General features: G+C 57.4%; 15 protein-coding genes and 2 pseudogenes. 12 read left to right on the forward strand and 5 right to left on the reverse strand.

From position 1 onward, the window contains the following. Positions 1-563: 563 nt before the first annotated feature. From FJW03_RS00290 to FJW03_RS00310, 5 genes are all read left to right on the forward strand, one after another. The gene (locus tag FJW03_RS00290; protein ID WP_226890533.1) at positions 564-1,988 is read left to right on the forward strand and encodes an aspartate aminotransferase family protein; all 1,425 of its coding nucleotides are present in this window, start codon (positions 564-566) and stop codon (positions 1,986-1,988) included. A 166-nt stretch (positions 1,989-2,154) separates the two neighbouring features. Continuing rightward, a complete protein-coding gene (locus tag FJW03_RS00295) occupies positions 2,155-3,570 on the forward strand; it encodes an aldehyde dehydrogenase family protein (protein WP_140767229.1) in 1,416 nt (471 codons plus the stop codon). Positions 3,571-3,721: 151 nt separating this feature from the next. Then, the gene (locus FJW03_RS00300) at positions 3,722-5,077 is read left to right on the forward strand and encodes a Glu/Leu/Phe/Val family dehydrogenase (protein ID WP_140767234.1); all 1,356 of its coding nucleotides are present in this window, start codon (positions 3,722-3,724) and stop codon (positions 5,075-5,077) included. 274 nt (positions 5,078-5,351) lie between these two features. Then, a complete protein-coding gene (locus FJW03_RS00305; RefSeq protein WP_226890728.1) occupies positions 5,352-5,462 on the forward strand; it encodes a hypothetical protein in 111 nt (36 codons plus the stop codon). A 245-nt stretch (positions 5,463-5,707) separates the two neighbouring features. Continuing rightward, positions 5,708-7,354 (forward strand): MFS transporter, encoded by a 1,647-nt coding sequence (locus FJW03_RS00310; RefSeq protein WP_140767231.1) that lies wholly within the window; start codon positions 5,708-5,710, stop codon positions 7,352-7,354. Between the two features lie 154 nt (positions 7,355-7,508). Here FJW03_RS00310 and FJW03_RS00315 read toward each other — a convergent pair whose 3' ends face one another. Next, positions 7,509-8,210, reverse strand: a complete 702-nt coding sequence (locus FJW03_RS00315) for a response regulator transcription factor (protein ID WP_140767232.1) — start codon at positions 8,208-8,210, stop codon at positions 7,509-7,511. A 381-nt stretch (positions 8,211-8,591) separates the two neighbouring features. Here FJW03_RS00315 and FJW03_RS00320 point away from each other — a divergent pair, with 381 nt between their 5' ends. Beyond that, positions 8,592-9,500: a nucleotidyltransferase and HEPN domain-containing protein gene (locus tag FJW03_RS00320; protein WP_226890729.1), complete on the forward strand. Its 909-nt coding sequence runs from the start codon at positions 8,592-8,594 to the stop codon at positions 9,498-9,500. Positions 9,501-9,640: 140 nt separating this feature from the next. Here FJW03_RS00320 and FJW03_RS00325 read toward each other — a convergent pair whose 3' ends face one another. Continuing rightward, positions 9,641-10,330 (reverse strand): IclR family transcriptional regulator, encoded by a 690-nt coding sequence (locus FJW03_RS00325; RefSeq protein WP_226890746.1) that lies wholly within the window; start codon positions 10,328-10,330, stop codon positions 9,641-9,643. Further along, positions 10,330-10,428 (reverse strand): annotated as a pseudogene (locus FJW03_RS30270) (IclR family transcriptional regulator); the annotation flags it as partial. The gene FJW03_RS00325 and the pseudogene FJW03_RS30270, both read right to left, overlap by 1 nt. Before the next feature lie 153 nt (positions 10,429-10,581). Between FJW03_RS30270 and FJW03_RS00335 the strand changes: the two are divergent. The 6 genes from FJW03_RS00335 to FJW03_RS00360 all read left to right on the forward strand — a co-directional run bounded on the left by FJW03_RS00335 (position 10,582) and on the right by FJW03_RS00360 (position 15,261). Then, positions 10,582-11,784, forward strand: coding sequence for a CaiB/BaiF CoA transferase family protein (locus FJW03_RS00335; RefSeq protein ID WP_140767237.1), 1,203 nt, complete (start codon positions 10,582-10,584; stop codon positions 11,782-11,784). Between the two features lie 6 nt (positions 11,785-11,790). Continuing rightward, entirely contained in the window at positions 11,791-12,957 is a 1,167-nt protein-coding gene (locus FJW03_RS00340) for an acyl-CoA dehydrogenase family protein (protein WP_140767238.1), read from the forward strand. 9 nt (positions 12,958-12,966) lie between these two features. Next, positions 12,967-13,431, forward strand: a complete 465-nt coding sequence (locus FJW03_RS00345; RefSeq protein ID WP_140767239.1) for a MaoC family dehydratase — start codon at positions 12,967-12,969, stop codon at positions 13,429-13,431. Then, positions 13,432-13,647: an aldolase/citrate lyase family protein gene (locus FJW03_RS30275; protein WP_413466449.1), complete on the forward strand. Its 216-nt coding sequence runs from the start codon at positions 13,432-13,434 to the stop codon at positions 13,645-13,647. A 4-nt stretch (positions 13,648-13,651) separates the two neighbouring features. After that, a complete protein-coding gene (locus FJW03_RS00355; RefSeq protein WP_264296535.1) occupies positions 13,652-13,975 on the forward strand; it encodes a M20/M25/M40 family metallo-hydrolase in 324 nt (107 codons plus the stop codon). A 110-nt stretch (positions 13,976-14,085) separates the two neighbouring features. Beyond that, positions 14,086-15,261: a M24 family metallopeptidase gene (locus tag FJW03_RS00360; protein WP_140767241.1), complete on the forward strand. Its 1,176-nt coding sequence runs from the start codon at positions 14,086-14,088 to the stop codon at positions 15,259-15,261. A 369-nt stretch (positions 15,262-15,630) separates the two neighbouring features. Here the strand turns inward: FJW03_RS00360 and FJW03_RS00370 are convergent. Both FJW03_RS00370 and FJW03_RS00375 read right to left on the reverse strand, forming a co-directional pair. Then, positions 15,631-15,949: pseudogene (locus FJW03_RS00370) on the reverse strand (IS110 family transposase); the annotation flags it as partial. A 548-nt stretch (positions 15,950-16,497) separates the two neighbouring features. Next, positions 16,498-17,289 (reverse strand): IclR family transcriptional regulator, encoded by a 792-nt coding sequence (locus tag FJW03_RS00375; RefSeq protein WP_140767242.1) that lies wholly within the window; start codon positions 17,287-17,289, stop codon positions 16,498-16,500. Positions 17,290-18,565: the final 1,276 nt, after the last annotated feature.

The following is an 18,565-nucleotide window of genomic DNA, read 5'->3' on the forward strand; positions in this document are numbered from 1 at the left end:
GCTATGGATTGCATCTCGACCATGGGACTTCCTTCGGCTTAAAATTCTGTTTGATGATATGCGCCAAGACGCTTGGACTGTCCCAAGGAGCCGGTGTTTTCGCACCCTCGGATGTGGTGCCATTCCGCACGTGCTCAGTCGACCGGGCGAACAGTCTCCGAAGTTTGCTGCAACCTTCTGCCGGGATTGGGACCGGTATACGGCTAGCAGAAGTTTGGCGGTACGCCCTCTAGGATTCGAGTGGTCGCATGCATTCACCGACTTTCGCCCCAACAAAGCGGAAAAAAGGCGCTCAAGTACCAAAATCAGCATATTTCTGGCGGCCGAGCCCTCCTACAATGCTGCCTCAAACACAAATCGGTTGCCTTAGTACAAGGGGAATGCCGCCTTGGCACTAAAAAGCTCAACCGCACTGGTCTATTCACCACTCTGCAGTCACCAGCGCGGGCCGAACCGCGTGATCGAAATCTCGACTGACACTCAGTCCAAAAAACTCGCGATCGGCACGACTGTCAAAGGATCCAAACCGGAAATTGGCCCGGGCGTATTTTTTCAGTTAGTCGATGGGAAAAGGAAGCAAAATGTCTACAATCGATATTGAAAAAATCAGCACAAAGGACAGGAACTCCGTCCTGCATCCCTTTACGCAACTAAAAGATTTTGCGACCGGAAAGCTTGGCGAGCCGACGATCGTCGAGACCGGCAAGGGAATACGGATTCAGGACGCCTACGGCAATCAGTTGATTGATGGCTTCGCCGGGCTCTACTGTGTCAACGTTGGCTACGGCCGAACCGAAGTTGCCGAAGCGATCTCACGCCAAGCTTATCGTCTCGCCTACTATCATTCCTATGCTGCCCACACGACCGACGAGCTCGCGATCCTGTCGGACCGGCTCGTTAAGATGGCGCCCGGCAAGATGAGCAAGGTGTTCTATGGTATGTCCGGTTCCGACGCTAACGAAACGCAGGCCAAGCTCGTCTGGTACTACAACAATCTCCGGGGCAAGCCGGCGAAGAAGAAGATCATCTCGCGTGAGCGCGGTTATCATGGCTGCAGCGTGATCTCCGGTTCAATGACCGGCATGAGCTTCTATCACGACCATATGGACCTCCCGCTGCCGCATGTCGTTCACACCGGCGTGCCACACCACTACTGGGGCGCCAGTCCGGGCGAGACCGAACGCGAATTCTCCTCGCGCCGTGCTGCCGAACTCGATGCGCTGATCGAACGTCTCGGTCCCGACAATGTCGGCGCCTTCATCGCCGAACCGGTTCTCGGCACCGGCGGCATCACGCCTCCGCCGGAAGGTTACTGGAAGGCGATCCAGGCCGTTCTGCGGAAGCATGACGTTCTGCTCATCGCCGATGAAGTGATCACCGGCTTCGGCCGCACCGGCTCGATGTTCGGATCGGAGCATTATGGCATCGAACCCGATCTGATCACAGTGGCCAAAGGCCTGACCTCCGCGTATTTCCCGCTTTCTGGAGCACTCGTGGGCGAGAAGGTTTACAAGGTGCTTGAGGACGGGGCCGACAAGGTCGGTGCGTTCTCGCACGGCTATACCTATTCCGGACATCCGATTGGTGCAGCTGCTGCAAATGCTGTGCTCGATATTGTCGAAAAGGAAAACCTACCAGGGAACGCGCGCGAGGTCGGTGCTTACTTCCAGACCCAACTCAAGGAGAAGTTTGCGCAACTGCCGATCGTTGGCGAAGTGCGCGGCGTGGGTTTGATGGGTGCAATCGAGTTCGTCGCCGACCGGGATAAGAAGAAGCGATTTGATCCTTCTCTGAAGGTCGGTGCTCGTGTCTCCAAGGCGGCCCGTGATCGTGGCCTGATTGCCCGCGCCATGCCGCATGGTGATATTCTTGGCTTCGCTCCGCCGCTCGTTACCACCAGGGCCGAAGTCGATGAGATCGTTTCCATCGCTGAAAGCGCGGTTCGCTGCGTCATGGACGAACTCGTCCGCGAGGGGCAGAAGGTCTGAGTCAACATCGGCAGCCGGAGAAGTCCTGTCATGCGAAAGACAACCGGCACCTGAGCGGGATGCAACAAGCAATCGGACTACAGTGCAGAGAAACGAGCTGCGCTGTCAATGACAACTCTGTCTCCGCAGCAATGGGCGCGGTGCGAAACCTCCAACAGGAAGCCGAATGAGCGCTACCAAACTTCGCGTCGCAATAGGGGTGGACACAATCTCAGTGGACAATCCATATGATGGGTCTCTCATCGGCTCGGTCGACGTGACCGATGCAAGCAAGATCAACGAACTTGTTGCACGCGCCCGTCAAGGTGCCGAGCTTTCTCGCGACCTCCCACGGCATCGGCGCGCGAGCATCCTCGAAACGGCAGCCCGGATCGTTGAAAGCCGGAGGGATGCGTTCGCGAGAACGATCGTACTCGAAGCCGGAAAGACAATAGTGCAGGCCCGAAAGGAAGTGTTTCGCTGCGTCAACACGCTGAGGCTCTCCGCCGAAGAAGCAAAGCGAAACGCCGGAGAGATCGTGCCATTCGATGCCTATGCAGGATCGGAAAATCGCCAAGGCTGGTTTACACGCGAACCGCTTGGCATCATCACAGCCATTACCCCTTATAACGACCCGCTGAACCTCGTGGCTCACAAACTCGGACCCGCCATTGCGGGGGGCAATTCGGTGCTTCTAAAGCCTTCCGAACTGACTCCTCTTTCGGCGATCAACCTAGTCGGTGCGCTGATCGAGGCAGGATTACCGCAAGAGGTCATCACAGTTGCGATCGGCGGGCCGGATCTCGGTAAGGCCCTGGTCTCCGCACGCGAGGTGCGGATGGTGTCGTTCACTGGAGGCTTTGCCACAGGGGAGGCCATCAGCCGCACGGCAGGGCTGAAGAAACTGGCGATGGAGCTCGGCGGCAACGCGCCCGTCATCGTGATGGATGATTGCGATTTCGACAAAGCGGTCGAGGCTTGCGTCTCCGGTGCGTTCTGGGCGGCGGGCCAGAACTGCATCGGAGCACAGCGTATTTTGGTTCAAGCCGGACTTTATGAGCGGTTCCGCGACGCTTTTGTCGCGGCAACGAAGAAGCTGAAGGCCGGTGAGCCGTCTCAGCAAGACACCGACGTCGGCCCGATGATCTCGAAGCAGGCGGCGGAACGCGCTGAGGCAGCGGTCAATGCTGCGCTCGACGTTGGAGCGAGATTGCTATGCGGACATCGACGCGAGGGGGCTCTCTATTATCCCACTGTGCTCGAAGCGACGCCACCGACCTGCGGGCTTTGGCACGAGGAGGTGTTTGCGCCAGTCGTTATGCTCGCTCCGTTTAGTTCGCTCGACGAAGCAATCAACATGGCTAACGATCCGGAATACAGCCTGCATGCTGCCATCTTCACCAATAATCTCTTTGTCGCCCTTGAGGCCGCAGGCAGGATCGAAGCCGGCGGAGTAATGATCAATGACTCGTCCGATTACCGCTTCGATGCCATGCCCTTCGGCGGCTTCAAATACGGCAGCATGGGAAGGGAAGGGGTCCGGTTTGCCTATGAGGAAATGACCCAGCCCAAGGTCGTTTGCATCAATAGGGATAAAGGCTGAACGAAATTCACCCAAACCGTCAATCTGATTGCGAATGTCTGAACTGTGCGGTGGCGTATTTCGAATGGAGCAGTGTTGAGCGATGGAGACAAGGGTGCACGTCGGTTCCGCCAGCTTTCTTGAGAGCGTCGATCAAAACTTTCGTCATGCCATGTCATTCCTCGATCTGCCGGAGGGCCTGGCGGAGCGCATCATCCAATGCAACTCGACTTACACGGTCCGATTTGGCGTGAGGCTGAGGGGGCGTATGCACAGCTTTATTGGGTGGAGATCCGTTCACAGTGAACATTGCGAACCGGTGAAAGGCGGCATTCGCTATGCTGCCAACGCCGAGGCCGAGGAAGTGGAAGCACTTGCGGCATTGATGACGCTCAAATGCTCACTTGTGGACGTGCCGTTTGGCGGTTCGAAAGGAGCGCTCAAGATCGATCCGCGGGAATGGACACCGCAGGAACTTGAGCGCATCACCCGTCGCTTTACACAGGAGCTCAACAAACGGGGTTTAATCGGCCCGGGAGTCAACGTTCCTGCACCGGACATCGGTACGGGTGAACGGGAGATGGCGTGGATGATGGACGAGTTCCGTCGCGCCAATCCGACGGACGTCATCAATGCGCGGGCCTGTGTTACGGGAAAGCCGCTGTCCAAAGGGGGGATTGCCGGACGAACGGAGGCCACGGGCAGGGGCGTTCAGTTCGCCATCCAAAGCTATCTCCGCGATGCACGCACGCGCGGCCTGAACGGTCGACGAGATCTTCGGGATGCGTCGGTGATCGTTCAGGGCTTCGGAAATGTCGGTTACCATGCGGCGAAGTTTCTGTCGGAAGAAGACGGCGGTCGTGTAATTATCGTCACGGAGCGCGATGGATATGTGGCAAATCCCGCGGGTCTTTCAATCCAGGCGTTGAAGCAACACCAACTCAAGACCGGCAGCGTTCTCGGCTTTCCCGGCGCCCAATCTTTTGCGGCCGACATGACGGGCATCGAGCAGTCGTGCGATGTTCTCATTCCCGCGGCCATGGAAAACGCCATCAATTCCGGCAATGCGGGGGGCATAAAGGCGCACCTCGTCGTGGAGGCGGCAAACGGACCAATTACATTTGAAGCGGATAAGGCCCTTCGCTGCCGGGGAATAACAATCCTTCCAGACCTTTACGTCAATGCCGGCGGCGTTGTTGTCAGCTACTTCGAGTGGGTCAAGAATCTCACGCATATTCCCTTCGGTCTGATGGAACGGCGCCGACGCGAGCGGCGTAATCTTGCAATAGCCACGGCGCTCGAAAGAATGACCGGTCAGGAGTTTCCGGCGGACATGCGCGGGGAGTTTCTTGAAGGCGGCGGCGAGCTCGATCTTGTCCGCTCGGGTCTTGAAGATGTCATGCGCAGCACCTGGAGTCGCATATCAAACCTCCTCGAAGACCAGCCTGAACTGGGAGATTATAGGACTGCCGCCTATGTCGCCTCTATTCGGCAAGTCGCCGACGCTTATGAGGCGATCGGGATCTAGCTGGAACGAGACATGGCTTCACGCGGTAAGACGATGACGGAAATGTAGATTGCTTGTTCGGCCTCCCAAGGCGCCGTGGCTGCCGTCGAACTCGTTTCGGCGGCAGCCGATCCTCACCTATGGAGAAAGTTCCATAAGGGGCAGGGGCCTGAAATCGTGAAGACCGAGGAAGGGGCCGATCTATGCCGCAACGAGCACTTTGATGACAGAAGCAACGTTTCTGAACCGGGGAAGGATTGCGACATGACGGCCGCCATTTACCAAAGTCGGTGTCATCGGATCGGGCCAGATGGGAAGCGATATTGCCTATGTGGCGGCGCTCGTCAGCTACGATCTCATGCTTTATGACGTCCGCAAACCCCGAGGCGGGCTGGCTCGGCCGTAAGGTCGGACGCGGTTTCTACGACTGTCGGCGGGCACCACCTGTTCCGACACGCTAACTAGGGACCATTCACAACATGCCGTATGACGAGATGATCTTGCTGGGCACCAGACACATGGCAGAATGCCCGAATGAGCCGGTTCCGCACAGAGTCGAAGGCGCCAGTCGAGCCGGCGCGCCATATTCTCTGGACCGAATCCGCCCATGCGACAGCCATTGACGCGACCAGCCTGAACGAGTGAGCCGAAATGCCGCCGAACGAGGAAAGCGCGGCGACGTCATTGCTGGCGCCGCTGAAGAACCCGACCTTCCGCTCGATTTGGCTCGCGTCGCAAGTATCGAGCCTAGGCTGGCTGATGCAGACGGTCGCACTCAGCTGGCTGATGGCGACGATCTCCACCTCTGACGTGATGGTCGCGCTCGTCCAGGCCTCCTCCACCTTACCGTCATTTCTCCTTGCGATCTTCGTCGGGGCGATCGCCGACAATTTCAGCCGGCGCACGGTCATGATCGTCGGTCGCGGCCTCATGATGACGGCTTCGGCGATGCTGACGATCCTCATGGTGCTCGGCGTAGCCGATCCCTGGACCATCCTTGCGTTCAGTTTTCTCGACGGCTGCGGCATTGCTCTCAGCGATCCGGCCTGGCGGGCATCTATCGGCGATATTCTGGAACGTCGCTACCTACCGTCAGCGATCACGCTGAGTGCTGTCAGTTTCAACACAGTCCGGAGCGTCGGCCCGGCGCTTGGCGGGATCATCGTCGCAGCCTTCGGACCGGTGGTCACCTTTGCTCTGACCACCCTCGGCTTTGTCGCTCCGCTAACTGCGCTGTGGCGTAACAAATGGAAAGTGCCATCCTCTCCGCTGCCCCGCGAGAGGTTGATGACAGCGATCCATGACGGCCTGCGCTTTACTGCCATATCCTCTCAAATCAAGGCAACAATTGCACGCGGGACGCTGTTTGGGCTTGCAAGCACGTCGATGCTGGCGCTCCTGCCTCTTGTTGCGCGCGATCACCTGAAGGGGGGCCCCATCGACTACGGTATCCTGATGGCGGGCTTCGGCGGAGGCGCCCTTCTCGCCGGGATCACCAACACATCGCTGAGGCGGACGCTTGCGCAAGAGCGGTTGTTCATTCTCGCCTGCCTGGCGTGCGCGTCATGCGAATTCTCTCTGGCCCTGACGTCCGCGCTTGCCATTGCAACGGTCGCGCTTGCTTTCGGGGGGGCCGGCTGGGTGACGGCCTGGTCCGGGCTCGGCATCAATGTACAGCTGGCAAGCCCACGATGGATCGTGGGGCGCACGATCTCCATCTACAGTGCATTCACCTATGGCGGTCTTGCCGGCGGCAGCTGGCTTTGGGGAACGGTTACCGAGAATTATTCGCTCACGTCCGCACTCATCGCATCGGCAGTCACCACATTGGTTGTCGCCGCCGTCGGGCTGAAGCTGCCGATCTGCGACCGACTGGAATCGGAACTGGAACCTGCGGGAAACTTCGCGCCGCCAGCGGTCGCGCTGGATCTTAAGCCGAGAAGCGGCCCCATCGTGGTGACGACCGAATATACGATTTCACGCCAGAACGCCGAACGCTTTCTGGACATCATGCGCGAGCGCAGACACGCGCAAAGCCGGGTTGGCGCGCGCCACTGGTCGCTGAACTGCGATGTTCAGCAACCGTCTCGATGGATAGAGATATACCGCACGCCGACCTGGACGGACTACCTTCGCCTCAATCATCGCCGGACGGCCGCCGACAAGCAGTTGGATGAAGAACTCCTGCAGTTAATGCCTGCAGACGCGAACCCACCGAAAACGAGCATCCTGATCGAACGGCCGACCGAACCTGTCCGCAAACCTGGACCACCGATGCCTATCGTTCCACAGAGGTGATCCCATCACGGGTTGATCCGCCCGCACCCGGTCCGGCAGCAATGCAGCGTGAAATGCTCTCGATAGCGGTTCACTCCGAAATGGCGCCGTCCGGCGCCGAAGGGCCGGTGCTGTCAACGCCTCGGCCGTTATGCCTTGCTGCTGCCGCTGCCGCTCATTGATCATGCTCATCGAGGGCGTAGCCCGCTGAGCGTATGGTGCGGATGACGTTGCGGGGAGAGACCGTCTTCATCGTCTTTCTAAGGCGGCTGACATGGACGTCGACGGTGCGTGTGTCGACATGGTGGTTGTCGGACCAGGCCGCTCGGATGAGTTCGTCGCGGCTGCATACCTTGCCGCGGTTCTCGACCAGATAGCGCAACAGATTGAACTCGATCGGGCCCAGATGCAGCTGCTGTCCGCTCCAACGCACCTTATGGCTGGCGAGACGGATTTTAAGATCGCCGCAGATCAGCGACGGGTCATCCTCGCCATCAGAACCCGTCGGTGCTCGCGACAACTTGGCCCGCAGATAGGTAAGCAGCTTGGCCGGCGCAAAGGGCCGCACGAAGATTTCGTCGATCCCGGCCTTCAGCAGCCCGAGGTGCTGGTTCTCGGCGCCGGGCGCTATCAAGGCGATGACGGGCAGGGCGCGACTCCGCGGATCGCCCTTGAGTCGGCCGCAGACCGCGTCCCAGGCGGCGTCCGCTGGCTGGCAGTCGAGGACGACGGCGTGCGGCCCCCGTTCGCTCGCCAGTTGGACCGCTTCGTCGACGCAGCCGGCCAGCTCGCTTGCGAAGCCGGCCTCCTCCAGGATGTGACCGAAGACCAGATAGAAGTCGGCCTCCTTCGAGCAGATCAGGACCAGTGGCTTCATAAGCGCCCTGCCTCAACACCTGTGTCGGTTTCCGGTCGCGTTCCTTTCGGAACATCTTCCGATCGCCCTATGCCAAATGAGTTCCACATGCCAATGCTAGCGGCCGGTTCCACCGTTTGGCAATTCCAGGTTGCCGTATAATCCTATATGCTCGCGAAACAAACTCCCTGCGGGGGCAAGCCCATGGGGAGATAACTGGCGGCGCGGTTCTGAGCTGTGTGTTTCAGCGGGCAAGGGCTGTAAAGCACTGCGCAAATCGGGCAACGTCGGTGGTGAAAGTACCCATTGCCGAAGCCTGCGACCTTCCGCTAGCACTGCGGGGAAAGGGATCGTGGACGCCATCCCTCGATGACAGTCAATCTGAGGATTTCAGCGTCGATGATGAAGACCAGCATCGAACATTTGCCGGAGAAGAAGCAGCGCGAGCTGCGCCGCATCATGGATATCCTCCATGAGGAGTTCGACGATGCGCTGGCAGACGGTTCGACCGAATTCAAGAAGAAGGGTCGTATCCTCAAGACGATCCTGTTCGGCTCCTACGCCCGCGGCGACTGGGTCGACGAGCCGCATACGATGAAGGGTTATCGGTCGGACTACGACCTGCTGATCGTGGTGAATAATCGCAAGCTTGCCGATTTCGACTATTGGTACAAGGCAAAGGATCGTCTTGATCGCGACCGGGGTGTGAACACGCCGACAAACTTCATCGTGCATTCACGGCGCGAGGTAAACACGGCACTGCGCGAGGGGCAGTATTTCTTCACCGACATCCGCCGCGATGGCATCGTGCTTTACGAGCTCGATGACGAGCCATTGGCTGAGCCGAAGGCGATAACGCCCGCGGCAGCTTATAAGTTTGCCGTAGAGTATTTCGACGATCGCATACCTGGCGCACGGGATTTCTTTGACGCCTTTCGTTTTGCGTTGGAGAAAGGACGCCTGAAAAACGCATCCTTCCAGCTGCATCAGGCGATTGAGAATAACTACGCAGCACTTCTGTTGGTGCTGACAAACTACAGCCCGCCCTCGCACAAGCTGTCCTTCCTGCGTGCCTTGGCAGAGGAGCAAGACCGGCGGCTTGCCGAAGCCTGGCCACGCGACCAACAGCGCTACCGTGCCTGGTTCAACACGCTGAATGAGGCCTATGTCAAAGCACGGTATTCAAAGCATTATGAAATCAGCGAGGAAGCCCTTGTCTGGCTCGGCGAGCGTACCGCCGAGCTCCATGAACTTGTCGAAGAAATCTGCCGTGCTCATCTGGCGCGGTTAAAGGAAGCCGCGGGCGGCTGAAGAATTGAGCCGTACTCTGACGTGGCTCAATCAGCCGGCGTCTTGACGGACTTGCCATACGCGACAGCCCTGATCTCAGGCTCGGTATGAGGTGTTTCGATACTTAAAACTATTTCAACGTAGCCGGCATATGATCCGAATTACGTTGCGGGGCGCTGAAATGCTTCCAGAAGCGGGAATGCCCGCGGCCAGGAAACCTTGTTCTGCTCGCAGTCATGCTCCCTAACAAGGACATCGTAAATCGCAGCGGCGAAGGATTCGAACAGCACTTCGACCCTGTACAGGGGGCCTGCGACCGTCAGCGCGTCGACACGTTCATTTGCTATCATGGGGATGGCCACGCCACCCAAGTCAGGAGTATGGCAAGAAGCGGACCAAAACCATCCCCGCTCCAGCCCAGCATCGATCTGCTGGACGACTTCTTCGACTGTCCGCGCCGCACGAGGACCGCGCTCATCGAACGTTGCTTTCCGGAGGAGGATATCCCGATCCTTGAGGCTGAACTGAGAAAGCAAGGCCTGACCGGAAGCAGTCAGGACCCGTTTTCCGGCCGGCGCGGCATACCGAACGGGCGCTTCTGATTCCATGACGTCGAGAACTATTGCGTATTGTCCGCTGGCAGCCGAGATCCAAACCGTTTCGCCAGTGTTTGCGGCAAGCAGCTTCACCGCCCGGGACATCCAGCCAGGAAGCGGTTCAGCTTCCAAAATGGAAGTGGCAAGCTGATGCCATTTAGGAGTCGGGTAGAAGCCCTGTCTGACCGCGGTTCGTAGAGATAACCTGCCTTCGCTAAAGTGGTAAGAATGTGGAACGCGCTCGATCGCGGCCATCCGAAATGATCAACCACGTTCGCCAAGGGAGCTGGCCGCTTGCGCTCCGCGAAATATTCGAGAAGCGCCAGAGAGTTTTCGATCTGCTTGATGGTCATCTGGTCCCCCGATCTCCTCACATCCTGCCGCGATCTGCCATGGCATAGCGATCATTTTGCGCAAAGTCCTATTTGACAAACGGCAGTTAGCCGCTATGTTGTTCCCATAAATAGATTAAACGTCCATATATGAAAACAAATTAAGACGGAATTATGGGACCTCTGAACGGAATTCGCGTCATCGATCTCACGTCGGTACTAATGGGGCCGTTCGCGACCCAAACACTCGGTGACTTTGGTGCCGAAGTGCTCAAGGTCGAGTCTCTGGAGGGAGACGTAATCCGTCAGATCGGTCCGGCCAGAAACCCGGGAATGGGTCCTCTATTTCTCAACACGAACAGATCGAAACGCAGCATTTGCATCGACCTCAAGACCCCAGAGGGTCGTGATGCGCTCCTCAAGCTCGCGGAGTCGGCAGATGTAGTGGTAACTAACGTCCGGCCACGCGCGATGGCTCGGCTCGGGCTTTCCTACGCAGAGTTCCAGCGGGTGAACCCGAGGGTCATCTACGCTGCGCTCGTGGGTTTCGATTTGGAAGGTCCCTACGCTGACCGTCCGGCTTACGACGACCTTATTCAAGGCGGAGCTGGCATAGCGTTCGGGTTTCTAAGGGCTGGGATACGTCCAGCGTATGTCCCGTCAGCCATCGCAGACAGGTTTGTAGGAATCGCATCGGTCAATGCTATCCTAGCTGCTATCGTCGAACGCCATTCGTCCGGCCTCGGCCAGAAAATCGAAATCCCGATGTTCGAGACCACCGTGGCCTTGATGATGGGTGACCATCTAGGCGGGCTGACGTTCGATCCGCCTCTAGACAAGGGCGGATACTCCCGACACCTCTCGCCTGATCGTCGACCCTATCAGACAAGCGACGGCTACATCTGCGCTCTCGTCTATAATGACGGGCATTGGAACCGCTTCTTCAAGGCGATCGGGAGAGAAGACATCCCGGTGAACGATCCAAAGTTCGCCACGTTCAGTGCACGTATGGCGAACATCGACAAAGTCTACGCCGAATTGGGACGCATCATGCTGACCAGGACGACGTCAGAGTGGCTTCGCCTCTTCCAGGAAGCGGATGTCCCAGCCATGCCGATGCACTCTTTCGAATCGATACTCGAGGACGAGCACCTTAGCGCAACCGGTTTTTTCCGGGCAGTGGAGCACCCAAGCGAAGGAAAACTTCTCAGCATGGCGGTTCCTGCCCGCTTTTCCAGGAGCACCACCGAAATCACCAGACTGGCTCCCCGTCTCGGCGAGCATGGCGTCGAGATCCTTACCGAAGCCGGATTCAATCCGGAAGAGATCAATAACATGAGGGCGTCCGGCGCGCTTCGAGTGGCCGCCGAGGGGTGAGTATTTATGGACTTTAGGGTTAGCGAAGACCAACAGTCAGTCTTAGAAGCCGTCGCGAAGCTGTGCCGCCGTTTTGACGATGCTTACTGGCTGGAACGTGACCGCCATGGCGGGTTTCCGTCGGACTTCTATGACGCAATGGCTCAGGAAGGCTGGTTGGGCATCTGCACCAATCAAACCTACGGAGGGTCGGGCCTCGGCATAACAGAGGCGGCGATAATGATGCGGACCATCTCCGAATCCGGAGCAGGACTATCCGGCGCGTCCACGGTCCATATCAACATCTTTGGACTCAACCCCGTCGCGGTATTCGGCTCAGAGGAGCAGAAACAACGGATGATCCGGCCCATCGCTGAGGGCCGCGAGAAAGCCTGCTTCGCCGTTACGGAGCCGAACACCGGGCTGAATACGACCCAGTTGAAGCTTCGTGCCGACAAGCGCGGCGACCGTTACGTCGTCAACGGACAAAAAGTCTGGATTTCGACCGCTCAAGTCGCGGACAATATCCTGCTGCTGGCCCGCACTACGCCACTGGATCAGGTGAAAAAGCCGACAGACGGGCTTTCGCTCTTCTACACGCGTTTCGATCGCGATCGCATCCGGGTGGCAGAAATCGAAAAGATGGGCCGGAAGGCCGTAGATTCCAACGAGCTCTTCTTCGAAGATTTCGAGATACCCGAGTCAGACCGTATCGGGGACGAAGGAAAGGGCTTCGAATACATCCTTCATGGAATGAACCCGGAGCGCGTGCTGATCGCGGCAGAAGCCGTCGGACTAGGCTTCGCAGCACTCCGGAAGGCGACCGAATATGCTCGGGAGCGTGTCGTTTTCAACAGGCCCATCGGGAAGAACCAAGCGATTCAGCATCCGCTTGCGGTTTGCCATGCAAACCTCGAAGCAGCGTGGTTGGCGACCGTCAAGGCCGCTTGGGAATATGATAACGGACTTCCCTGCGGAGCATCTGCCAATATTGCGAAGTACCTGGCTGGCGAGGCGGGTTTCCAGGCATGTCAGACAGCCGTCATGACCCATGGCGGTTTTGGCTATGCGAAGGAATACCACGTCGAGCGTTACCTCCGAGAAAGCCTTATCCCGAGAATTGCACCCGTTTCGCCACAGCTTGCCCTCTGCTTCATAGCGGAGAAGGTGCTGGGCCTCCCGAAATCGTACTGAGGTGGTGGGATGCCGGGTCTATTCTTTGAAGAGTTCAGCCTGGGCCGGAAGTTCCGGCATGAGCTGACACGCACAGTGTCGGAGGCGGACAACACCATGTTCAGCCTCATGTCCATGAACCCCCAACCGCTTCACGTGGATGCCCACTTCGCGAGCAGCACGGAATGGGGTCAGCGCCTGTTCAATTCCATGTTCACCTTATCGATCATGGTGGGCCTGTCCGTTCAGGATACGACATTGGGCACGACGATCGGCAATCTCGGAATGTCCGAAGTCCGGTTCCCTAACCCGGTCTTCCACGGCGACACGCTGCGGGCGGAAACGGCAGTACTCTCCGTGCGTGAAAGCAAATCCCGCCCTGATGCCGGACTGGTGGAGTTCGAGCATCTGTGCTTCAGGCAGGACGGAACGCTGGTAGCCACGTGTCGGCGCACGGCGCTGATGCGCCGGAAGCCCGTAACGGGAGAAGCGTAGATGCGTAGCTTCCTCTTCGTTCCCGGCGACAGCCTTCGAAAATTCGAAAAAGCCTCCTCCGGCGACGCCGACGCGTTGGTCATCGACCTCGAAGACTCGGTGGCCGCTTCTTCGAAAGCCGGGGCGCGGCAGACTGCCGTTTCGATGCTGCACGGTCAGGACCCTTTCTTCCAGCCTGCGGGACTTCGCCGAACAGCAGATTGCGAAGACGGCTAAGGGCATAGCTGAAGCATTCGGCGCCGAAGCAGAGGTCCGATACGACCGATACAACCCCGTCACTTTCAATCATTCCGAGGAAACTGACTTGGCGATCGAAGCCGTACGAACCTTAGCTGGAACTGGATCCATCGACGATAAACTGAAAGTCCGGATGGGAGCGGAGGATTTCGCACACATGCTGGAGGCGCGACCCGGCGCTTACATCTTTATCGGGAATGGTGCTTCGGCAGGAGTACATAACCCTGCATACGACTTCAATGACGACGCCATACCTTATGGTATCGGTTACTGGGTTACGCTCGCGGAGAAAGCGTTGTCGGCCTGAGGATCAACTCGGCCAAGCCTACTCTCAATGCACAGAACATCCGGCCGTTACCGTCCTTTCAAGACGTTCGGCCTCACCGAATTTTACAAACTCCTGGAGGAATTGCCGCAATGGAAAAGACCGTACTTTTCGAGACCGCTGAGTATGCGGCTCGACTTGTCGCTGTGAAGAACGAAATGTCCAAGCGTGGGCTCGACGTCCTTCTGATTTCGGAACCTCCGCACATCAACTACTTGACGGGGTACGACGCCTACTCACTTTACATCCCGCAGATGGTCGTCGTGACTACGGACCACCCCGAGCCTATCTGGATCGGCCGGGGTATGGACCGCATCTCGGCCTCGATGACGACACACCTCTCAGAGGAAAATATCCGTTCCTTCCCGGACGCATACGTGCACTCCGCACTAAGTCCCTATGATTACGTCGCGGAGGTCGTGAAGGAAATCGCCGGTGACAGCCCGAGGATCGCTGTCGAGATGAGCGGTTACTTCTATTCGGCACAGGCCCATGCCGATCTCCTCAATGCGCTGCCGAACGCCAAGTTTGAGAACGCGAACTTGCTGGTGAACTGGATACGTCTTGTGAAAAGCCCGGCGGAGATAGCCGTAATGCGAGAGGCCGGAAAAATAACCGACGTGATGATGGAGCGCGCGATCGCGTTCATAGAGCCGGGTGTGAGAGAATGCGACATCGCGGCGGAAGTGTATCACCAGATGATGGCGGGCACGCCTGAATACGGTGGCACGTACCCTTGTTCGCCACCGTTCCTTTGCATCGGCGACCGCGCCCTCGCGCCCCACGCTGCATGGACGGATGCGCGACTTCCCTCTTCGACGATAGTAAACCTCGAGCTCTTCGGAAACCGCAATCGGTATCAGGTCAATCTCGCGCGAACGATACACGTCGGCGAACCGAAACCAGCATACCACAAGCTCGCGGATGTGGTGGTCGACGCTCTCAATGGAGGTCTTGATGCAGTTCGTCCGGGCACAACGTCCGAGGAGGTCACTGCGGCTTTCTCGTCGATTCTGAGTAAACACGGCATCAAGAAGGAATCCCGCCTTGGTTACTCCATCGGCGTTGGCTATCCCCCTGCCGTAGGTGAGAAGACCGTGAGTTTGCGAATGGGCGACAAAACTGTCCTGCAGCCAGGCATGTGCTTCCATATGATGTCGGGGCTTTGGTTGGAGAAGGACGGTGTCACGATCACGCAGTCCTTTGTGGTGACAGACAACGGGTATGAGGCGCTGACGTCGCTCCCGCGGCGGCTCTACGTGAAGTAGCCCTCCTGCAGAACTCTAACCCGGTTCGGCTCCAACGGACCGAAAATCATTACCGGGACGAGGCGTTTGTTTCGGTGAAGGATAGGCTGAAGCATGTCGCGGCTTAAAGGATTCGGGATTGAACGAAGCCGCTGAAAAGGTATTTGGCGGATGGGTTTGCGGGTAATTCTTTCTGTTTTGAAGGATAACATTCGAGCGCATGACGGGGCCACGCTGCGCCAGATCGGCCAGAAACGCCGATCTATAGAGAAATGGTTCTTGTAACCGAAGGCTGGGATGGCCAGATCAACGGCTGGCACCGTGCCATCCTCTTGGGGCTTTGCCTTGGTGAACTTGACCGTCCAGCGGCATCGCGTTCCTTTTGGCGCAACCGACCTTCAGCGCGTAACCGCGCAGGGTCCCGCGGATGCTTAGTTCGACGTCGAGAAGCTTGCCTTGCAGAAGCTTGCGTCCAACAAGAAGTGCTCGGCTATCCCTGCAAGTCATCGATTTGGCATGAACCGGGCGGTACCATCCCATCCGCAGCAGCTAAGGCGATCCCGCGTGCATCTTTCCGGTCGGTCTTCACCGTCATCGCCGAAAGCGCAGCCTTCACGTGCCGCGTCTCCAGCAAAACTACATCGCGGCCGGCGCCAATAAGCCTGGCATGCAGCCACTGCGATAACAGTCCGACCTCAAGCCCGATCTGCCGGATGACATCACCCCCCCAGGGCCTCGACCTTGCGTAGCGGTTCAGTGTCAAATCGGCTGGCTTCGGTTGGCCTCGCGATATTTCGCCTTGAACTGCAACACGAGTGCGTTTCCGATGCCGCCAGATGCATCCGCTATATCTCCCGGCTTTGCCGAGCAGCGGCCAGTGCCCCGACACTACGACATGTGTACGACATGTGAGGAAGACTTGATAGCGAGCGCTTGCGGTCGATATCAAGGGGATACTGCTGGGCGTTTTCCAATGCCCGGCTGCCATGCCGCCTTTGGCACCCGTTCTGGCTCACTCGGCAACTAACCTAAGCATAAGCTTGGATCCGCCTGATGAAGCAGGCACCATGTAACTCTGTCGATATGCCGGAAAAGGTCGATGAGAACATAAGTCCAAGGCCTGGACCGGTTGAATTAACTGAATTACCAGCTCACGGAAAAATCGTTACGCCAAAATCTGGCTCGATGAGTTCAACGCCGTCTCTTCTCGGAAACAATATATCTATACTTAAGGTTCTGCACAAATCACCCTAATCATCATGGGTTCCTTTTAGCGTCCCCCGACTGTCTAACGTTCTCCAATGTGGTGTTGCTGCAGTCGCTACCGTACTCTGTCGCGATGGTTTCATATATAGCGGAAGCAAAGCGATCGAAAAGGGCTTCGACGCGGAAAAGCGGCCCTGCAATTGTCATAGCGAAAAGTCGATCGCTGAGCATAACGGGGACCGAAACGCCTCCCAAATCCGGGGAATAATATGAAGCAGACCGAAACCATCCCCGCTGCCTTCCAGCCGTCAATTCCGCTCTCACTTCGTCCAAGTTTGTAGGTGCATTAGGCCCGCGGTCCTCAAATGTGGCTTTACGAAGAATGATTTCACGATCGCGTTCGTCTAATTGGGACAGAAGGGCAAGCCCCGACGCCGTCAAATGAATAGGAACGCGCTTACCTGGTTTCGCTGCATAGCGCACAGGCGCTTCTGACTCGATCACGTCTAAGAAGACGGCATACTGCCCACTTGCTGCCGAAATCCAGACTGTCTCCCCCGTCCGGTCGGCCAACCCCCGCATGATCCGCAAAAGACCTTCCGGTATTGGCTCCGCCTCCGCAATCGCGCTCACGAGTTGCAGCCATCGCGGCGTAGGATAGAAGCCTTCACGGATGCGAGGTTCATAGAGATACCCGATGCGGGCAAGCGTTGTGAGTATGTGAAACGTGCTCGATCGCGGCCAGCCGAAATGTTCCGCCACATCGGCCATGGTAGCTGGCCTCTTTCTGTCGGCGAAATACTCCAGAAGAGCGATGGCATTTTCAATCTGCTTGACCGTCACTGTACCTTCCTTCTCACCTCGTCGTTCGCGTGCAATCTACACGATCGGATTCCCTACAGAAACTCCTATCTCAGTTTTTGTTTATTTTGTCCATAAATATGGATAGTCGTCCTATGGAGTCGCATAGGCTCCGCGTCCTCACGCCTGAGGGGTGTGGCAAGCTATGCGCCACTTTGGGTGGAGCGGTACCGTACCGGCGCGACGGCTAGAACATGCGCGATTTATAGCCCCTATTAGCATTCTTGTAGGGATGCACGCCTCCATGGCCTTAGATGCCAGGTGCACCAATAATACTTGGTCACCTGTCGAGTTTAACTTCTGGCTGACGCTTCGGCATTGCGCGTCTGACAAAGGGTCTGGCAGGCGAGGCTGGGCGGGCAGCGTGGCTTGCCAGACGTCACGGGGCTGTGGATCTTCTGGGCTAATAATAACCTGGGGAGGGCTCACTTCGAGACATGCGAGGGTCGGGTCTTCTCGGCCTAATATCATAGGCTGACGTTATAAATGTATCTATATCCACTATTTTACTTTGTTGAATAGCACTGCAACTATTTCTATAAACAGAAACCTAAGCTTATCCGCAAACCTAAGCTTATCCGCTCCGCTTGGTTCAAAAATAAAGGGAGAACGAACAATGAGCATGTGGACGACCACTCTCGTGAGAGTTGCCTGCAGACGGCATCTGCCACCGTGGCGCTCGGCTGTCATGCCTTTGGCTGCTTAGCGCAGTCGTCCGGCGAGCTAAAGATCAGTCGGCGGCAGCAATTTGGAGGCCATAATTGAAGCCTATCCTGAGCTTCCGTATCTACCATGGCTTCACGGATAATTAGCGGGCGCAAAGCGTTTTGAGCGACGTTTGCTATTTTAGTCGCGCCGAATTCCTCGCGGAGCGACCGTGACCCGCCTTGGCAAACGATTTTTGTGGAGACGGAAAGGGGGCGCGCATCTACCCCTCGTTTCCATACGCCAGCGTCAACTCCCCTCCACACCAGTCTATCTGCCTAGCGATTCGAACTTGTGACGCCCACCCGATCTGGCTGCTAAATGAGGCGGTTGACAACACCAGCTTGCCTGCTAATGTTGTTCCGGAGGTTGATCGATATGTCTTTATATATAGACGAAATAGATAAGCCGGATCGAGCCCGTTGCGAGAGAGCGTAGGTGCATTGACGAGCGCTCGGGAACGAGAAAACCGGCAGCTGCATTGCAAGAACCCATTAGGAGAGGAGAGATCCGTTCTGTCAGGTTAAATCGTAGTTCGTAACGTTCTTCACTG

Source organism: Mesorhizobium sp. B4-1-4 (genome assembly GCF_006439395.2).
Taxonomy (GTDB): Bacteria; Pseudomonadota; Alphaproteobacteria; order Rhizobiales; family Rhizobiaceae; genus Mesorhizobium.

Excerpts from the sequence above, each read along its gene's own strand:
- FJW03_RS00315 (WP_140767232.1), bottom strand. The coding sequence starts at position 8,210 with ATGAAGCCACTGGTCCTGATCTGCTCGAAGGAGGCCGACTTCTATCTG.
- FJW03_RS00325 (WP_226890746.1), bottom strand. The coding sequence starts at position 10,330 with ATGGCCGCGATCGAGCGCGTTCCACATTCTTACCACTTTAGCGAAGGC.
- FJW03_RS00300 (WP_140767234.1), top strand. The coding sequence starts at position 3,722 with ATGTCATTCCTCGATCTGCCGGAGGGCCTGGCGGAGCGCATCATCCAA.
- FJW03_RS00290 (WP_226890533.1), top strand. The coding sequence starts at position 564 with ATGGGAAAAGGAAGCAAAATGTCTACAATCGATATTGAAAAAATCAGC.
- FJW03_RS00310 (WP_140767231.1), top strand. The coding sequence starts at position 5,708 with ATGCCGCCGAACGAGGAAAGCGCGGCGACGTCATTGCTGGCGCCGCTG.
- FJW03_RS00320 (WP_226890729.1), top strand. The coding sequence starts at position 8,592 with ATGAAGACCAGCATCGAACATTTGCCGGAGAAGAAGCAGCGCGAGCTG.
- FJW03_RS30275 (WP_413466449.1), top strand. The coding sequence starts at position 13,432 with ATGCGTAGCTTCCTCTTCGTTCCCGGCGACAGCCTTCGAAAATTCGAA.
- FJW03_RS00345 (WP_140767239.1), top strand. The coding sequence starts at position 12,967 with ATGCCGGGTCTATTCTTTGAAGAGTTCAGCCTGGGCCGGAAGTTCCGG.
- FJW03_RS00295 (WP_140767229.1), top strand. The coding sequence starts at position 2,155 with ATGAGCGCTACCAAACTTCGCGTCGCAATAGGGGTGGACACAATCTCA.
- FJW03_RS00335 (WP_140767237.1), top strand. The coding sequence starts at position 10,582 with ATGGGACCTCTGAACGGAATTCGCGTCATCGATCTCACGTCGGTACTA.
- FJW03_RS00340 (WP_140767238.1), top strand. The coding sequence starts at position 11,791 with ATGGACTTTAGGGTTAGCGAAGACCAACAGTCAGTCTTAGAAGCCGTC.
- FJW03_RS00360 (WP_140767241.1), top strand. The coding sequence starts at position 14,086 with ATGGAAAAGACCGTACTTTTCGAGACCGCTGAGTATGCGGCTCGACTT.